Annotated in this window: 12 protein-coding genes, 2 tRNA genes and 1 pseudogene; 5 read left to right on the top strand and 10 right to left on the bottom strand. The window is 70.0% G+C overall.

Going from position 1 to position 14,740, the window contains the following annotated elements; all coding sequences use genetic code 11:
* On the top strand, nt 1-2,426 hold a 2,426-nt coding region (locus ACOADB_RS09200), incomplete at its 5' end, for a PQQ-binding-like beta-propeller repeat protein (protein WP_378597659.1).
* A 7-nt stretch (nt 2,427-2,433) separates the two neighbouring features.
* Here the strand turns inward: ACOADB_RS09200 and ACOADB_RS09205 are convergent.
* The 10 genes from ACOADB_RS09205 to lpdA all read right to left on the bottom strand — a co-directional run bounded on the left by ACOADB_RS09205 (nt 2,434) and on the right by lpdA (nt 11,097).
* Nucleotides 2,434-2,778 (bottom strand): hypothetical protein, encoded by a 345-nt coding sequence (locus tag ACOADB_RS09205; protein ID WP_378597660.1) that lies wholly within the window; start codon nt 2,776-2,778, stop codon nt 2,434-2,436.
* Between the two features lie 80 nt (nt 2,779-2,858).
* On the bottom strand, nt 2,859-4,043 hold the full coding sequence (locus ACOADB_RS09210; protein WP_378597661.1) for a lipase family alpha/beta hydrolase: 1,185 nt from the start codon (nt 4,041-4,043) through the stop codon (nt 2,859-2,861).
* 74 nt (nt 4,044-4,117) lie between these two features.
* Nucleotides 4,118-5,551, bottom strand: a complete 1,434-nt coding sequence (tig, locus tag ACOADB_RS09215; protein WP_378597662.1) for a trigger factor — start codon at nt 5,549-5,551, stop codon at nt 4,118-4,120.
* Between the two features lie 69 nt (nt 5,552-5,620).
* Nucleotides 5,621-5,693, bottom strand: a tRNA-Pro gene (locus tag ACOADB_RS09220).
* A gap of 27 nt (nt 5,694-5,720) precedes the next feature.
* Nucleotides 5,721-5,791: transfer RNA gene (locus ACOADB_RS09225), tRNA-Gly, on the bottom strand.
* Between the two features lie 99 nt (nt 5,792-5,890).
* On the bottom strand, nt 5,891-6,982 hold the full coding sequence (locus ACOADB_RS09230) for a PP2C family protein-serine/threonine phosphatase (protein WP_378597663.1): 1,092 nt from the start codon (nt 6,980-6,982) through the stop codon (nt 5,891-5,893).
* The gene (locus ACOADB_RS09235) at nt 6,937-7,791 is read right to left on the bottom strand and encodes an Fpg/Nei family DNA glycosylase (protein WP_378597664.1); all 855 of its coding nucleotides are present in this window, start codon (nt 7,789-7,791) and stop codon (nt 6,937-6,939) included. The genes ACOADB_RS09230 and ACOADB_RS09235 overlap by 46 nt, the downstream gene beginning before the upstream one ends.
* Nucleotides 7,784-8,296, bottom strand: coding sequence for a ribose-5-phosphate isomerase (locus ACOADB_RS09240; RefSeq protein WP_378597665.1), 513 nt, complete (start codon nt 8,294-8,296; stop codon nt 7,784-7,786). The genes ACOADB_RS09235 and ACOADB_RS09240 overlap by 8 nt, the downstream gene beginning before the upstream one ends.
* Nucleotides 8,297-8,315: 19 nt before the next feature.
* Nucleotides 8,316-9,683 (bottom strand): NAD(P)H-quinone dehydrogenase, encoded by a 1,368-nt coding sequence (locus ACOADB_RS09245; RefSeq protein ID WP_378597666.1) that lies wholly within the window; start codon nt 9,681-9,683, stop codon nt 8,316-8,318.
* Nucleotides 9,684-9,696: 13 nt separating this feature from the next.
* On the bottom strand, nt 9,697-11,097 hold the full coding sequence (gene lpdA, locus ACOADB_RS09250) for a dihydrolipoyl dehydrogenase (RefSeq protein WP_378597667.1): 1,401 nt from the start codon (nt 11,095-11,097) through the stop codon (nt 9,697-9,699).
* A gap of 117 nt (nt 11,098-11,214) precedes the next feature.
* On the opposite strand from lpdA, the gene ACOADB_RS09255 reads away from it, so the two are divergent.
* From ACOADB_RS09255 to ACOADB_RS09270, 4 genes and pseudogenes are all read left to right on the top strand, one after another.
* Nucleotides 11,215-12,423 (top strand): S8 family peptidase, encoded by a 1,209-nt coding sequence (locus ACOADB_RS09255; protein ID WP_378597668.1) that lies wholly within the window; start codon nt 11,215-11,217, stop codon nt 12,421-12,423.
* Between the two features lie 48 nt (nt 12,424-12,471).
* The gene (locus ACOADB_RS09260) at nt 12,472-12,924 is read left to right on the top strand and encodes a gamma-glutamylcyclotransferase family protein (RefSeq protein ID WP_378597669.1); all 453 of its coding nucleotides are present in this window, start codon (nt 12,472-12,474) and stop codon (nt 12,922-12,924) included.
* A 39-nt stretch (nt 12,925-12,963) separates the two neighbouring features.
* A complete protein-coding gene (locus ACOADB_RS09265) occupies nt 12,964-14,412 on the top strand; it encodes a serine/threonine protein kinase (RefSeq protein WP_378597670.1) in 1,449 nt (482 codons plus the stop codon).
* Nucleotides 14,413-14,429: 17 nt separating this feature from the next.
* Nucleotides 14,430-14,740: pseudogene (locus ACOADB_RS09270) on the top strand (hypothetical protein); the annotation flags it as partial.

Below are 14,740 nucleotides of genomic sequence, written 5' to 3' on the forward strand. Positions count from 1 at the left end.
CCCCCATGGCCGCGCCGGCCTCCGCCGTGACGACGCCGGCCTGGGCGGTGGCGCCGCCTCCCCCGCCGCCTCCCCTGGCGCCTCCCCTGGCTCCTCCCCTTGGACCACAGCGTCCGAGGTCCCCGCGGCGTCGTACGGGCGTGCTGGTCGGGGTCGGGATCCTGGTCCTCGCGATCATCACGGGCGGCCTGACCGTGTGGCTGCTCAACCGTGGCGACGACGACAACGGCCCCAGCGCCGACCGCGCCGGCGGCCTGAACGTGATGCCCGCGTCCATCGACAACGGCGTGTCGGTGCTCGGCGAACCCGGCCGGACCTGGGAGTTCTCCCCGACCGATGTGACGTCGGACTCCTCGATCGGTTCGATGAGCCCGGACGGGGTCAGCAACACCGACACGGTCCTCTCCTTCCCCGAGACCTTCGTGTTCCAGACCGGCCGCGAGGACGAGGACGCGCCTGCCCAGCTGGTCGGCGTCGACCGGGACAGCGGAGACGTCCGCTGGACCCACGACCTGGCGTCGTACGGCTCAGCCTGCTTCCTGCCCGACGCGGATCACCTCTACTGCAGTGTCACCACCAACGACGACGGCCACGGCGAACTGGTGCGCATCGACCCGGCCAAGGGCAAGGTCACCGCGACGGCAGCGGTCGACACGACCTGGTTGTCGATGGTGCTGGACAACGGCCTGTTGTATGTCGTCCACTCGACGCCGGGCGACGCCGAGGGCCATTCGGTCACGCTCCGGACCTTCGACGCGGACACCCTCCGCGAGGCCTGGGAACTGCAGCTCCTCGACCGGGACGCGCGCCCGGCCGACGGCGACGAGTACGACTACGGTCCGTGGATCGAATTCCAGGGCGGACGCCTGTCGGCCTATCACGGCCCCCTCCAGTGGGAGATCGACCACCGCGCCCGCAGGGTCACCTCCTACGACTCCAGCCGCGACTGGAACACCGTCACCAGCGAGGACGGGTACACGCTGCGCTGGATCGATGACGGGACCGTCCAGATCACCGACGGATCCGGTCGGGAGGTACTCAGGTCTGCGGATGACCCCTGGTACGGCGGCGCGGCGGGCAACTACGTGGCCGAGGGTCGCCTCGGCATCGGTTCCGGACTGTTCGATCTCTCGAGCGGCGAGTACGTCTGGAAGCGCGAGGACCTCGCCGGGTACGACGACCAGGGCTCCGAGTTCGACTGGCGATGGACGCTGGATCGGCGCAACGTGCTCGTCGAGGACTCCTCCTACGACGAGACGCTGGAACGCACCAGCGGCAACCTGCTCGACGGCGAGACCGGCAAGACCCTCGTCCACCTTCCCGAGGTCAACGCACCCACCGTCCGCACAAGGGACGCGATCGTGACGATGCAGGAAGGCGAGGTGCGCGCCTACGACGCCGCCACCGGCGACCTGGCCTGGACCCGATCGCTGCCGGGGTCCTACGACTCGCTGTACCTGGCCGGGGACTCCATCGTCGCGGTCGGCTCCTACGGGTTCTTCGTCCTGACGGACTTTCCGTCGACCCGCCAGGCCGACAGCGACCAGCGCGACGGCGACACCGCCTACGTGACCGCATGCGGCGCGCCACCCGAGTTCGTCCCGACCGCGTCGACGACGAGGTTCGGCGGAGTGGCGATCACCTACACAGTGAAGGCCACCTGTGACGGCGGCCAGTGGCTCAACCACAGCCAGCTGAGTGTTCCGTTCGTGGTCGGCGGCTACGCGTACGCGTCGGGCTACTTCGACTTCAGCGAGGAGCCGTACTGGATTCCGGAGGAGGGCGAGGACCTCGAGCTGGTGTATCCGTTCGAGAACACCCAGGTGCCCGAGACCCGGTTCGAGCAGGCGATCCAGGAGGACGGCGGCACCGGCAAGGTGATCGAGGTGCCGTGCGAGCCGGGTCCGGACAACACCGAGGGTGCGGTGCCGAGCGATCCGTCGTACGGCGCCGACCCCGACGACCCGACGACGGCCGACGGCGCCCCGGACGAGTCGACCGACGAGGACCGCGACGAGACGGCCCTCGAGGCACTGCAACGGATCGCCGACGAGGACGCCGGCGCGGTCGACGCGCTCGGCACGAGCTGGACGGCTCAGTTGTCGTCCAAGAAGCCGGGGACGGCCGACGACGGGAAGGTCTACGACTCCTACGACGACATCCTCGCCCTGCACCTGCAGCACCGGGCGCGCTACCCGGACTCGCTCCTGGTCTACAGCAACGACTGGTCCGGGAGCTTCGGGCCGTCGAGCCGGGACTACTGGGTCACGCTGAGCGGCCAGTCCGAGGCCACGAGCCGGCCCGTCCTGCGCTGGTGCCAGGACGAGGGGTGGGGCCTGGGCGACTGCTGGGCGAAACGACTCCAGCACAGCGGCGACCCGGACCTGAACACCGACAAGAACGAGCCCGACGACCGCAACAACTGAGCTGCGCCTAGATGGCCGGGAACGCGAAACCCAGGAACAGCACCAACGGGCCGGCCGTGGCGACGACCCCAAGGATGCCCAGCACCAGCCCGGCCGCCCGATCCGCCAGCGCCCACCCGAGGCCACCGAGAACGACGCCGACCACCCCCGGCGCACCGACAGCCAGGGCAACCAGGTAACCCAGTCCGACCAGCGGATCGTCCGAGGGATCCGTTGCGGTGAGGTACCACATGAGAGCGGCACCCAGCAGCTCGGTGACCCCGATCGAGAGGGCGATGGCGCTGATGACCACCGCTGATCGGCGAGAGTCGGATCGGGACGAGACGGGCGCGGCGACGTGGCTCTGGGTCATGGACCCAGCCTCGCCATCCCGCGGGCCGTTGTCGTGAGTAGCGCCGCTCAGCCGGACTGGCCCAGGTGGGTCATCAGCGATCAGGCCAGGACCGGCGTGCACAACCAGCGGTCGAGCGCCGGGTAGACGTCGGGGTGGTTGAGCAGGTCGAAGTGGTCGGTGTTCGGCAGACGCAGCACGTCGGCACCCGGGAAGAGATTGGTCCCCTTGCGCTTGTCGCGCCCGGTCGCCGAGTGCGGCGTCACCAGCAGGTCGCCGATCGCTCGCGAGAGGGGATGCTGCGGGGTCCGCGCGAGGGTCGCCGAGACCAGTCGGTAACGGGCGTGCGGCAGCGGCGGCACGTCCTCGGCGAGCCCTTCGATGAGGTCACGGATCCCGGGTGCCTGGCGGTCGATGATCCTCCCGAAGGCGGCCACCTCCGGCGCGCGCGCCAGCGTCCGGCTGGCCCGGTCGGCGCTGACAGCGAACCAGGAGCCGAGGTGGGGCGTCCCGAGCGTGATCACGTCACTGACCAGGTCGGTCCAGGCAGCCGGTGCGTTGCCCTCGGCGACCACGGCCGACGAGGCGCGCATGATCAGCCCGCCGAGTGAGTGTCCGACCAGGGCGACACGGGTGACCTCGGTCGGCCAGCTGTCGACCAGGCGCTGCAGCAACGCGGCCATCGCGACGCCGTTCTCCCGCAGCGGCAGGCCCGTGTTGGCCCGCAGGTAGACGGGCGTCCAGCCGTTCTCTGCGACGTGCTCGCCGTACGTCGTACCGGTGCGGTCGCGGTGGTAGTTCCAGTACGCCTCGTTCTCGCAGAGGCCGTGCAGGAACACGACGAGCTGGCCCGTGGCGTCGGGGAAGGCCGAGGCCACCCCGTCCGGCGTGAGTACGACGTCACGACCCTCGTGGCGGACGCCCATCTCGATCGCGAGCTGGGGGTGGTCACGGGTGAGCTCCTCGCCGATCAGGCCGTTGATGGCGGCGCGCACGAAGCGGCCGCGCGAGGAGGTGTCGAGCGCCGGACCGATGCCCGCCGGCAGGCGCGACAGGCCGGCGCCGGCGCCACGGAACGACAGTCCGATGGCGCCGTACACGAGGGCAGCGATGCCGAGGTGCAGGGTCTCGGCCGGCACGGCGGCCGGTCCGACGCCGAGGCGAACGGCTCCGTGGGCGCGCCTGGCGATCGCCGTGTGCGTGTCGCGTGCGGTCGCGACGAGGAGGTCGTCGACCACCGAGGCGGCCAGCGCGAGGGCGTCCACGACGCTCGGTTCCTGCTGCATGGAAAAAGACTACCGCCTTCAGTGCACAGTTGTGCACTGAAGGCGGTAGTGACGTTCGTCCTGCGGACCAGGGATCAGGCCTGCGTGGGGTCCACGGCCGGCTCGACGGCGGGGTCCACGGCGGGCTCGGCGTCCTCGGCGTCGACGACCACGTGGTCAGCGACCTCGGGCTCGTCCTCACCGATGGTGCCGTCGCCGCGCAGGTTCTTCAGCTCGACCGTGTTGCCCGAGCCGTCGGTGACGGTCGCGCCCTCGACGAGGAGCTGCAGGGCCTTGCCGCGGCGGATCTCCTGGACCAGGTCCGGCACGTGGTTGTGCTCGAACATGTGGTTCACGAACTCCTGCGGGTCCTGGCCGGACTGCTGCGCACGACGGAGCATGTGCTGCGTCAGCTCGGCCTGGTCGACGCCCATCTCCTCCTTGTCGGCGATCTCGTCGAGCAGGAACTGGGCGGCCACGGCGTCGCGCACGCGACGGTCGAGGTCGGCCTCGAACTCTTCCTGGGTCTGGCCCTCCTCCTCGAGGTACTTCTCAAGGGTGAGGCCGGACATGACGAGCTGCTGCTCGAGGTTCTCGCGACGAGCGTTGAGCTCCTCGGTGACCATCGTCTCGGGCAGCGGGACCTCGACCTGCTCGAGCAGGGACTCGAGGACGGCGTCGCGAGCGGCGGCGGCCTGCTCGAGGCGCTTGCCGCGGGTCAGGCGCTCACGGACGTCCTCGCGGAGCTCGGCGAGCGTGTCGAACTCCGAGGCCTCCTGCGCGAAGTCGTCGTCCAGCTCGGGGAGCTCCTGCTCCTGCACGCCGGTGACCTTGACCTTGACCTCGACGTCCTGGCCGACCAGGTCGCCGCTGACGAGCTGCGTCGTGAAGGTCTTCTCCTCGTCGATGGCCGCACCCTCGAGGGCCTCGTCGAGACCGTCGATCATGCCGCCGTTGCCGACCTTGTAGGAGAAGCCGGCGATCTCGGCGCCGTCGACGACCTCGCCGTCGCGGGTTGCCACGAGGTCGATGACGACGAAGTCGCCCGTCTTCGCGGCACGCTCGACGTCGATCAGGGTGGCGAAGCGCTCACGCAGCGCGTCGACCTGCTCGGTGACGTCGTCGTCGGAGACCGCGAGGTCCTCGACCTTGGCGCTGAGGCCGTCGTACGACGGAAGGGTGATCTCGGGCTTGACGTCGACCTCGGCGGTGAACTCGAGGCCTTCGTTGTCCTCGAACTTCGTGACCTCGATGTCCGGCTGCGCCAGCGGCGTCAGGGAGTTCTCGGTCAGGGCCTCCATGTAGGCCTTCGGGAGCACGTCGTTGACGGCCTCGTCGAGGACGACCGCGCGGCCGACCTGGCGGTCGATGACCTGCGGCGGGACCTTGCCACGGCGGAAGCCGGGGACGTTGATCTGCTTGGCGATCTTCTGGTAGGCCGCGTCGAGGCTCGGCTTGAGCTCCTCGAAGGGCACCTCGACGGTCAGCTTGGCCCGGGTCGGGCTCAAGGTCTCGACGGCGCTCTTCACAGGTGTTCTCCTACTTGGTCAGTGGGTGGTGCACGGGCAGGTGCCCGCTGGTGCGATCGGGATGATCAGTCGGGGCGACAGGACTCGAACCTGCGGTCTCCTGCTCCCAAAGCAGGCGCGCTAGCCACTACGCTACGCCCCGTCGGTGGCCCTTCTCGGCCGCACTTCGAGGGGATGACGGGAATCGAACCCGCGTAATCAGTTTGGAAGACTGAGGCTCTACCATTGAGCTACATCCCCGCGTGCAGGAGAGCTCCCGCAAGCGGTAGTCATGGTGCCACATTGCCGGGTGCTGGCCCCAACCGAGGCGCCCTCGTGGACGACGCCCCACAGCGGGACTCAGGGACGGCGGTGGACGACGAGCAGCGCGCGGTCGTCGTCGGGTGAACCCACCGCGTCGACCAGCCGGTCCGCCAGGCCGTCCCAGGTGTGGCGCAGCAGGCCCTCGGCCGTGCCCATCATCCGGTCGATACCGAGCTCGATGTCCTTGCGCGGCTCCTCGACCATCCCGTCGGTGTAGAGGAGCAGGCTGTCGCCCGGGTCGAGACGACCGGCGTAGCAGTCGTAGTCGACGTCCTCGACGATGCCGAGGACCGGGCCTTCCGCCCGCAGCACCTGCCAGCGACCCGAGCCGGCGTGGCGCTGGACGGCCGGCGGGTGTCCCGCGCAGCGCAGCTCGAACACACCGGACTCCAGGTCGATGGACACGTGGATGGCCGTGGCGAACCCCTCCTCCCAGTGGCGCTGGAGGAGGTAGTCGTTGGCGGCCGGGAGGAAGCGGTCCGGCGGCAGCGCGCCGACCAGGCCGCCCATCGCCCCCGACAGTTGGAGCGCCCGGGTTCCCGCCGCCTCACCCTTGCCCGAGACGTCGACGACGACGAGCTCGATCTGTCCGCCGTGGGCGCGGGTGGTGGCCACCACGAAGTCACCGGCGAAGGGCGAACCGCCGGCCGACGACAGCGCCGACTGGACCAGCCAGCGCGGCGGCAGGGTGGGGATCTCGCCCTGGGCGAGGATCCGGTCCCGCAGGTCGACGAGCATCGTCTCCCCGCGGGTCGGTCCGACACCGAGCTGGCTGCGTCGGGCCGACACGACGATCACCACGACCGTGATGCTGTACATCACGACCAGCGCCACCACCATGCGGGTGGTCCAGACGGGCTGGAGGAACGCTGCGCCCGACAGCGTCACCAGGATGAAGGCGGCGAACACGGGCAGTGCCCGACTGCTGAGCAGCAGGACACCCAGGACCAGCGGCAGGAAGGCCGCGTTCATCGGTACGTCCATCGGGCGCCACGCAATGCCGGCGACGACACCCACGGAGACCGCGGCGAGCACGAAGGCGATGCCGGCGTCCGAGACCGCCCAGCGACGCCCCGCCCCGATCATCGCGCCGCCCGGGAGCGGAAGGCCGGCTGACAGCGAGCGCACCAGAACAGGTTGCGCCCGGCAAGGACGTCGGAACGCACCGCGCTGCCGCAGACGTGACAGGCCTGTCCGGTACGGCGATAGACGTAGACCTCGCCGCCGTGGTCGTCGACCCGCGGCGGGCGGCCCATGGCCTCGGGCAGGTGCTCGCCCCGGACGGTGTCGATCCGTCCGGTGACCACACCCTCCTGCATGAGCACGACCAGATCCTCCCAGATCGCCCGCCACTGCGAGACCCGAAGAGTGCGACCGGGGCGCAGCGGGTGGATCCGGTGGCGGAACAGCACCTCTGCGCGGTAGACGTTGCCGACACCGGCGAGGACCGCCTGGTCCATCAGCAGGGTGCCGATCGGTGCGGTGCTGCGGCCGATCCGCGCCCACGCGCGGTCCGGGTCGGCATCCGCGCGGAGGGGGTCGGGGCCGATGCGGGAGAGCACGGCGTCCCGTTCCTCGGGGGTGACCAGGGCGCAGGTGGTGGCGCCGCGGAGGTCGGCGTACGCCGGCGGCGTCTCGTCGCTGGCAGGGCGGACGAGACGCAGCCGCACCTGACCGACCGGGAGCGGCACGGCGTCCGCATCGTCGTACACCTCGAAGGTGCCGTAGAGCCCGAGGTGGACGCGCACCAGGCGGTCCGCCTCGAACCGGATGAAGAGCTGCTTGCCCCACGCGTCGGCATCGAGCAGGCGGCTGCCGTCGACTCGTGCGGCGCCGTCGGCGAAGCGGCCCTGCGGGCTCCCCACCTGCACGGCGTGGCCCCCGAAGACCTCGGTGATGCGATCAGCCAGGCGGTGGAGGGTGTGCCCCTCAGGCATCGCCCTGCCCGAGCCCCAGGGCGGACTCCGGGAGGGGCGGCAGCTCGCCAGTGGTCTCGTACGACGCCAGCTGGCCGATGCGGCGTGCGTGCCGCTCGTCGCCGGGGAACGGGGTGGAGAGGAAGACCTCGACGAGGCGGGTCATCTCGTCCAGCGTGTGCATCCGGCCGCCGACAGCAACGACCCACGCGTCGTTGTGCTCGCGCGCCAGGGCGGCGGTCTCCTCGGACCAGGCGAGCGCTGCGCGGATGCCCTTCACCTTGTTCGCGGCGATCTGCTCACCGTTGCCCGAGCCGCCGATGACGACGCCGAGGCTGTCGAGGCCGGCGTCGCGGTCGGCGACGACGCCCTCAGCAGCCCGCAGGCAGAAGACCGGGTAGTCGTCGACGGCGTCGTAGACGAACGGGCCGTGGTCGACGGGCTCGTAGCCGTGCTCGACGAGCCAGCCGGTCAGGTGGGACTTGAGCTCGAGGCCGGCATGGTCGCAGCCGAGGTGCACGCGCATGCCCGCATTCTCGCAGGTCTCACGCCTGGTGCAGGCGGCGGGCAGCTTCCGCGACGGAGCCGCTGATCGACGGGTAGACCGTGAAGGTGTGGGCCAGCTGGTCGGCGGTGAGTCGTTCGGTGACAGCGAGCGCGACCGGGTGGATCAGTTCCGAGGCCCGCGGCCCGACGACCACGCCGCCGAGCAGGTTGCGCGACCCCGGCGCGACGAACAGCTTCACGAAGCCGTCGGTGATGCCCTGCATCTTCGCGCGGGCGTTGGTGGCCAGCGGTTGCATCACCACCTCGGCGAGCACCTCGCCGGCGTCGACCTGCTTCTGCGTGACACCGACCGTCGCGATCTCGGGGGCGGTGAAGACGTTCGAGGAGACCACGGAGAGGTCGAGCGGCTTGACCGCGTCGCCCAGGAAGTGGGCCATCGCGATCCGGCCCTGCATCGCGGCAACGGAAGCGAGCATGAAGACGCCGGTGCAGTCACCGGCGGCGTAGACGCCGCGCGCGGCGGTCCGCGAGACCCGGTCGACCTTGATGAAGCCCCCGTCGTCGAGGATGACGCCGGCTTCCTCCAGCCCGAGTCCGGCCGTGTTCGGAACAGAACCGAGCGCCAGGATGCAGTGCGACCCGGTGACCTCACGACCATCGGCGAGCGTCACCGTGACGACGTCCCCTGACCGGGTCACCGACTGCATCCGGGACTGGCCGAGCACCGTCATCCCGCGCCGCGTCGAGACGTCCTCCAACACCTGGGCGGCATCGGGGTCCTCGCCCGGAAGCACGCGTTCCCGGGAGGAGACGAGGGTGACGGGGATGCCGAGTGCCTGGTAGGCGCTGGCGAACTCCGCCCCGGTGACACCCGACCCGACCACGATCATGTGTTCCGGAACGGTGTCGAGGTCGTAGACCTGCTCCCAGGTCAGGATCCGCTCACCATCGGGCTGGGCCGTCGGGAGCACGCGCGGCGCGGCGCCCGTTGCGACCAGGATCGCCCCGGCGTCGTACGACTGCTCGGAGCCGTCGTCGAGTGTTGCGATCACCTTCGCAGGACCGTCGAGACGACCGCGACCGTGGACCACGGTCACGCCCTCGCGGGCGAGCCGACCCTCGATGTCGGCGGACTGCGCCTGCGCGAGGGCCTTGACCCGATCATTGACCCGGCGCAGGTCCACCGTCGGGTGATCGACCTCGATGCCGAGCTCGCCGGCCTCGATGAAGTCGGTCATCACCTCGGCCGTCGCGATCAGCGTCTTGCTCGGGACACAGTCGGTGAGCACCGCCGAGCCACCGATGCCGTCGGAGTCGATGACCACGACCTCGGCGCCCAACTGGGCCGCGACCAGCGCGGACTCGTAGCCGCCAGGGCCTCCACCGACGATCACGACGCGGGTCATGGCTGGACCCGGCTCAGAGGTGGATCATGTGGCCGGCGATCCCGTGGATCGCCTCCTTGACCGCCTCGGAGAGCGTCGGGTGGGCGAAGACGTTGCGACCGACCTCGTCCGCGGTCAGGTCCCACTTCTGGGCGAGCGTGAGCGCAGGCAGCAGCTCGGTCACGTCGGGGCCGATCATGTGGGCGCCGAGGATCTCGTTGTACTCGGCGTCCGCGACGATCTTCACGAAGCCGACTCCCTCGCCCAGGCCCTGGGCCTTGCCGTTGGCCGAGAACGGGAAGGTGGCGGTCTTGACGTCGTACCCCTTGTCCTTGGCCTGCTGCTCGCTGTAGCCGAAGGAGCCGATCTGCGGCTGGCAGTACGTCGCCCGCGGGATGAAGTCGTAGTCGACCGGCATCGTCTCGGCGCCCGCGATCGTCTCGGCGGCCACCATCGCCATGGCGTCGGCGACGTGGGCGAGCATCATCTTCGCGGTGACGTCGCCGATGGCGTAGACGCCGTCGACGTTGGTGCGGCAGTACTCGTCGACCGCGATGGCGCCCCGCTCGGTGAGTGCGACGCCGGTGCTCTCCAGGCCGTAGCCCTCCAGGCGCGGCGCGAAGCCGAACGCGGCGAGGAACTTGTCGGCCTCGATGACCGTCTCCTCGCCCCCGGCGGCAGGAGCGATGCGGACCTTCACGCCCGAGCCGGTGTCCTCGACGCCCTTGACGGCGGTCGAGGTCAGCACCTTCACGCCGAGCTTCTTGTAGTGACGGGCGAGCTCCTTGGACACGTCGGCGTCCTCGGTCGGCACCATCCGGTCGAGGAACTCCACGATCGTGACGTCGACACCGAAGTTCTTCATCACGTAGGCGAACTCGACACCGATCGCGCCCGAGCCGCCGATGATCATCGAGGAGGGGATGTTCTCGTCGAGGATCTGCTCCTCGTAGGTCACGATGTTCTTGCCGTTGACCTCGACGCCGGGGACCGAACGCACGGTCGCGCCGGTGGCGATGATCAGGTTGTCGCAGGTGTACTCGGCGGTCGAGCCGTCGTTGAGCGCCACCGAGACGGCCTTCGGGCCGGTGAGGGTGCCCCAGCCGTCGATCTCGGTGATCTTGTTCTTCTTCATAAGGAAGTGGACGCCCTTGACGATCCCGGCGCTCACCTGGCGGGAGCGCGCGTGGGTCGGGCCGTAGGACATCGTCGCGTCACCCTCGATGCCGTACTTGGCCTTCTCGTGGGTGAGCGTGTGGGCGAGCTCGGCGTTCTTGAGCAGCGCCTTGGACGGGATGCAGCCGACGTTGAGGCACACACCGCCCCAATACTTCTTCTCGATGACAGCAACGGACTTGCCGAGCTGCGACGCGCGGATTGCGGCGACGTAGCCCCCGGGGCCAGCACCAAGGACGAGGACATCGAAGTGGGTCACGCGCCCAGCCTAGTAGGCCCCACCCTTGTGTCCGTCATCACGTTCAGGGCAGAGTTCCGCCTACCCTCCGGTCGGGCGGCATGGGGCCGCTCACCGTCCAGCAAGGAGCTGCTCCGCATGTCTCGGATTCTCGGAATCATCGCTGCCTGTGCGCTCGCCCTCGCGACGCTCACGCAGATCCCCCTGCCGGCCGCACAGGCCGCTCCGGTCAGCGCCCGACCCCTCGGGGCCCAGTCCGCCGGCCTGCTCGACGTCATCGTCACCCTGAAGCCCACGGCGGACGCCCGGGCCACGGCCGATGCTCTCGTCGCCAAGAAGGGCGGCCAGGTCACGCACGTCTACCAGAACGTGCTGAACGGCTTCGCGGCCACGCTGACCGACACCCTCCTCACCGTGCTCCGCGGTGACGCCCGGATCCAGTCGGTCGAGCTGGACCGCACGATGCGGATCAGCGACACCCAGACACCGACCCCGAGCTGGGGCCTGGACCGCGTCGACCAGCGCAACCTGCCGCTGAACAACTCGTACGCCTACAACAGCACCGGCTCGGGCGTCGACGCCTACGTCATCGACACCGGCATCCTCACCACCCACCCCGACTTCGGCGGCCGCGCGGTCCACGGCACCGACGCGATCGACGGTGACGCCAACGCCACCGACTGCAACGGTCACGGCACGCACGTCTCCGGCACCATCGGCGGCAGCTCCTACGGCCTCGCCAAGCAGGCGAAGCTGATCGGCGTCCGGGTCCTCGACTGCAACGGTTCGGGTGCGACGTCGGCCGTCATCGCCGGCCTCGACTGGGTCGTCGCCAACCACCAGGCCGGCCAGCCGGCCGTGGCCAACATGAGTCTCGGTGGCGGCGCCTCCAGCACCCTCGACGCTGCCGTCCGTCGCGTGATCGCCGACGGCGTGACGATGGCCCTGGCCGCCGGCAACGAGAACTCCGACTCCTGTGGCGTCTCCCCGGCCCGGGTCGCCGAGGCCCTGACCGTCGCCGCGAGCGACCGCAACGACGCGCGTGCCTCCTTCTCGAACCGTGGCACCTGCGTCGACCTGTTCGCACCCGGCGTCGACATCACGTCGGCGTGGTTGAACAACGGCACGAGCACGATCAGCGGTACGTCGATGGCGTCACCGCACGTCGCCGCGGCCGCCGCGCTCTACCTGTCCACCCACCCGACCGCCTCGCCCGCGACCGTGAACTCCGCGATCGTCGCGGCCACCACCAAGGGCAAGATCTCCGGCACGGCGCGCACCTGCGTCCTGCTGATCATCTGCTCGGCGGCCACCCCGGCCAACCACCTGCTCTACACCGGCAGCTGACGTGTCGGCGGCGACGTCACGGGAGGGGCAGGCACTAGCCTGTCGCCCGTGACGTCGTACGCCGCCTACGGCACCAACCTCGACCCCGCCCGCATGGGCGAGCGGTGCCCCCACTCCCCCCTGCAGACCACCGGGTGGCTCAGCGGGTGGCGGCTCACGTTCGGCGGCGAGGAACACGGCTGGGACGGCTCCCTGGCCACGATCGTGCAGGACCCGTCCGAGCAGGTCTTCGTCGCCGTGTACGACGTCAGCCCGCTCGACGAACCGAACCTCGACCGCTGGGAGTCCGCGGACTCCGGCCTGTACCGACGCACGAAGGTCCGGATCGCGACCATGGTCGGTGAGGTCGTGGCGTGGACCTACGTCCTGGACGCCTATGAGGGCGGCCTGCCCTCGGCGTCGTACCTCGGGGTGCTCTCGAACGCCGCCGAGGCGGCCGACGCTCCGGCCGACTACGTGAACGCCCTGCGCCGGCGGGCGTGCCGCTCCACCGGCCTCTGACGGGCGTGACCCCGCAGAACGTGAATCGTTGTCATGTTCATGCGCTTGCGAATCGCGACGGCAGCGGTCGCCGTCACCGGCCTCGTCCTGAGTCTCCAGCCGACGGCGCCGGCCACCTCGGCGGATCCTGCGCCCGAGCTGCGTGAGGTGATGTGGGTCGGCAACAACTGGGACGGCACTGCGAGCATCGTGGACGCCCACTCCCTCGAGGTCCTCAAGCGGGGCGTGAACCTGGTCCCGGACAAGGCCCAGGAGAAGCAGTCGATCCTGCTCAACCCGGTCGCGACGGTCTTCTACCTCGCCATCAACGCGGGTCCGGGCCAGGGCCACGACCAGTACGTCGACGACATGTTCACGACGAGGGACGGCAAGTACCTCGCCGTCTCGCGGCCCAGCTTCGCCGACGTCGTCTGGATCGACATCGCCAAGGCCACCGCGGGTCGCACCGACTCGATCGTGCGCGAGCAGCAGATGGACGGGTACCGCACCGACCACATGCAGATCTCCAACGACGGCCGCCGGCTGCTCGTCTCGGACTCCACCAAGCGCCAGGTCATCGAGTACTCGATGGTCAACGAGACCGTCGACGGCAAGTCCGTCAAGATGGGTGACCGGATGCGGGTCTTCCCGTCCGGCGAGACGCCGCACGAGAGCAACTACACCAAGGACGGCGAGCGGATCCTGCATGCCTCCATCGGCCGGGTGTACACGCCCGTCGACGACGTGAACCCCAGCGACGGCACGCTCCTGGGCCTCCCGCTCAACAAGTTCGGGCTCGGCGGTCTCGTGCCCGTCCTGGGCAAGCTGCCCTGGGATGTCCTAGACGGCGCCGTGAAGTCGGACCGCTGGCTGCAGTACGTCGCCACCGACGACTTCGAGGTCCTCGAACGCTGGGACATCGGCCACGAGCTCGCCGAGGCCGGCCACCCGGGCATGAGCAGTGCGGTGCGCCCCGTGGCGGTCCACCCGGACGGCCGTTTCCTCTACCTCCAGGTGTCGTTCCTCCACGGGTACGTCGTCTTCGACACCCAGGCAGCAGACCTGAACGGGACGATGGACTACACCCTCGGCGGCGAGACCGAGCCCACGACCGGGGCCGTCGTCGACGTCGTCCAGCTCGAGAACCGCGTCCCCAACATGCTGCTCGAGCAGTACGTCAACGACTCCGCCCACCACGGCCTGGCGATCAGCGCCGACGGCGAGACCCTCTGCGCCGCGGGAACGATGGACGACTACGCCGCGCTCATCGACTCCGGGACCGGCGAGGCGACGTACTTCGACGAGACCACCACCGGCCACCACTACGGCAAGCCGTACTGGTCGACCGAGGGCCTCAACGACACCTGTTGGGTGTCCCTCTCGGACGACGACGCCGTCGCAGTGCTCTCCACGGACACGATGGAGGAGGTGGCCTACCTGCCCGTGGGCAACCACCCGCAGCGGGTCCGCCACGGGTACGTCCCGGAACTCCTCGCTGCCGCTTGGTGACGGCTAGAGTCGCGTCCGTGACCGAGTCGACCTCGCCGTACTCCCTGGCCGATGCGGCCGCCGCCCGCCTGGCCGAGCTGACGGGCGTGGCGCGCCACGACGTCGCGCTCGTGCTCGGCTCGGGGTGGTTGCCCGCCGCTGACGCGCTCGACGGGTCGGGCGGTGCGAACACCACCGAGATCGACGTGACCGACCTGCCCGGCTTTGCCGCGTCGGCCGTCGCCGGCCACTCCGGCAAGATCCGGTCGATCCGCGTGCCGGGCGTCGACGGTGGCGTCGACCAGCACCTGCTGGTGTTCCTCAGCCGCACCCACTACTACGAGGGCCG

The organism is Nocardioides sp. CPCC 206348 (assembly GCF_048654705.1).
GTDB lineage: Bacteria > Actinomycetota > Actinomycetes > Propionibacteriales > Nocardioidaceae > Nocardioides.

Excerpts from the sequence above, each read along its gene's own strand:
- ACOADB_RS09205 (WP_378597660.1), bottom strand. The coding sequence starts at position 2,778 with ATGACCCAGAGCCACGTCGCCGCGCCCGTCTCGTCCCGATCCGACTCT.
- ACOADB_RS09210 (WP_378597661.1), bottom strand. The coding sequence starts at position 4,043 with ATGCAGCAGGAACCGAGCGTCGTGGACGCCCTCGCGCTGGCCGCCTCG.
- ACOADB_RS09235 (WP_378597664.1), bottom strand. The coding sequence starts at position 7,791 with ATGCCTGAGGGGCACACCCTCCACCGCCTGGCTGATCGCATCACCGAG.
- ACOADB_RS09240 (WP_378597665.1), bottom strand. The coding sequence starts at position 8,296 with ATGCGCGTGCACCTCGGCTGCGACCATGCCGGCCTCGAGCTCAAGTCC.
- ACOADB_RS09245 (WP_378597666.1), bottom strand. The coding sequence starts at position 9,683 with ATGACCCGCGTCGTGATCGTCGGTGGAGGCCCTGGCGGCTACGAGTCC.
- ACOADB_RS09255 (WP_378597668.1), top strand. The coding sequence starts at position 11,215 with ATGTCTCGGATTCTCGGAATCATCGCTGCCTGTGCGCTCGCCCTCGCG.
- ACOADB_RS09265 (WP_378597670.1), top strand. The coding sequence starts at position 12,964 with ATGCGCTTGCGAATCGCGACGGCAGCGGTCGCCGTCACCGGCCTCGTC.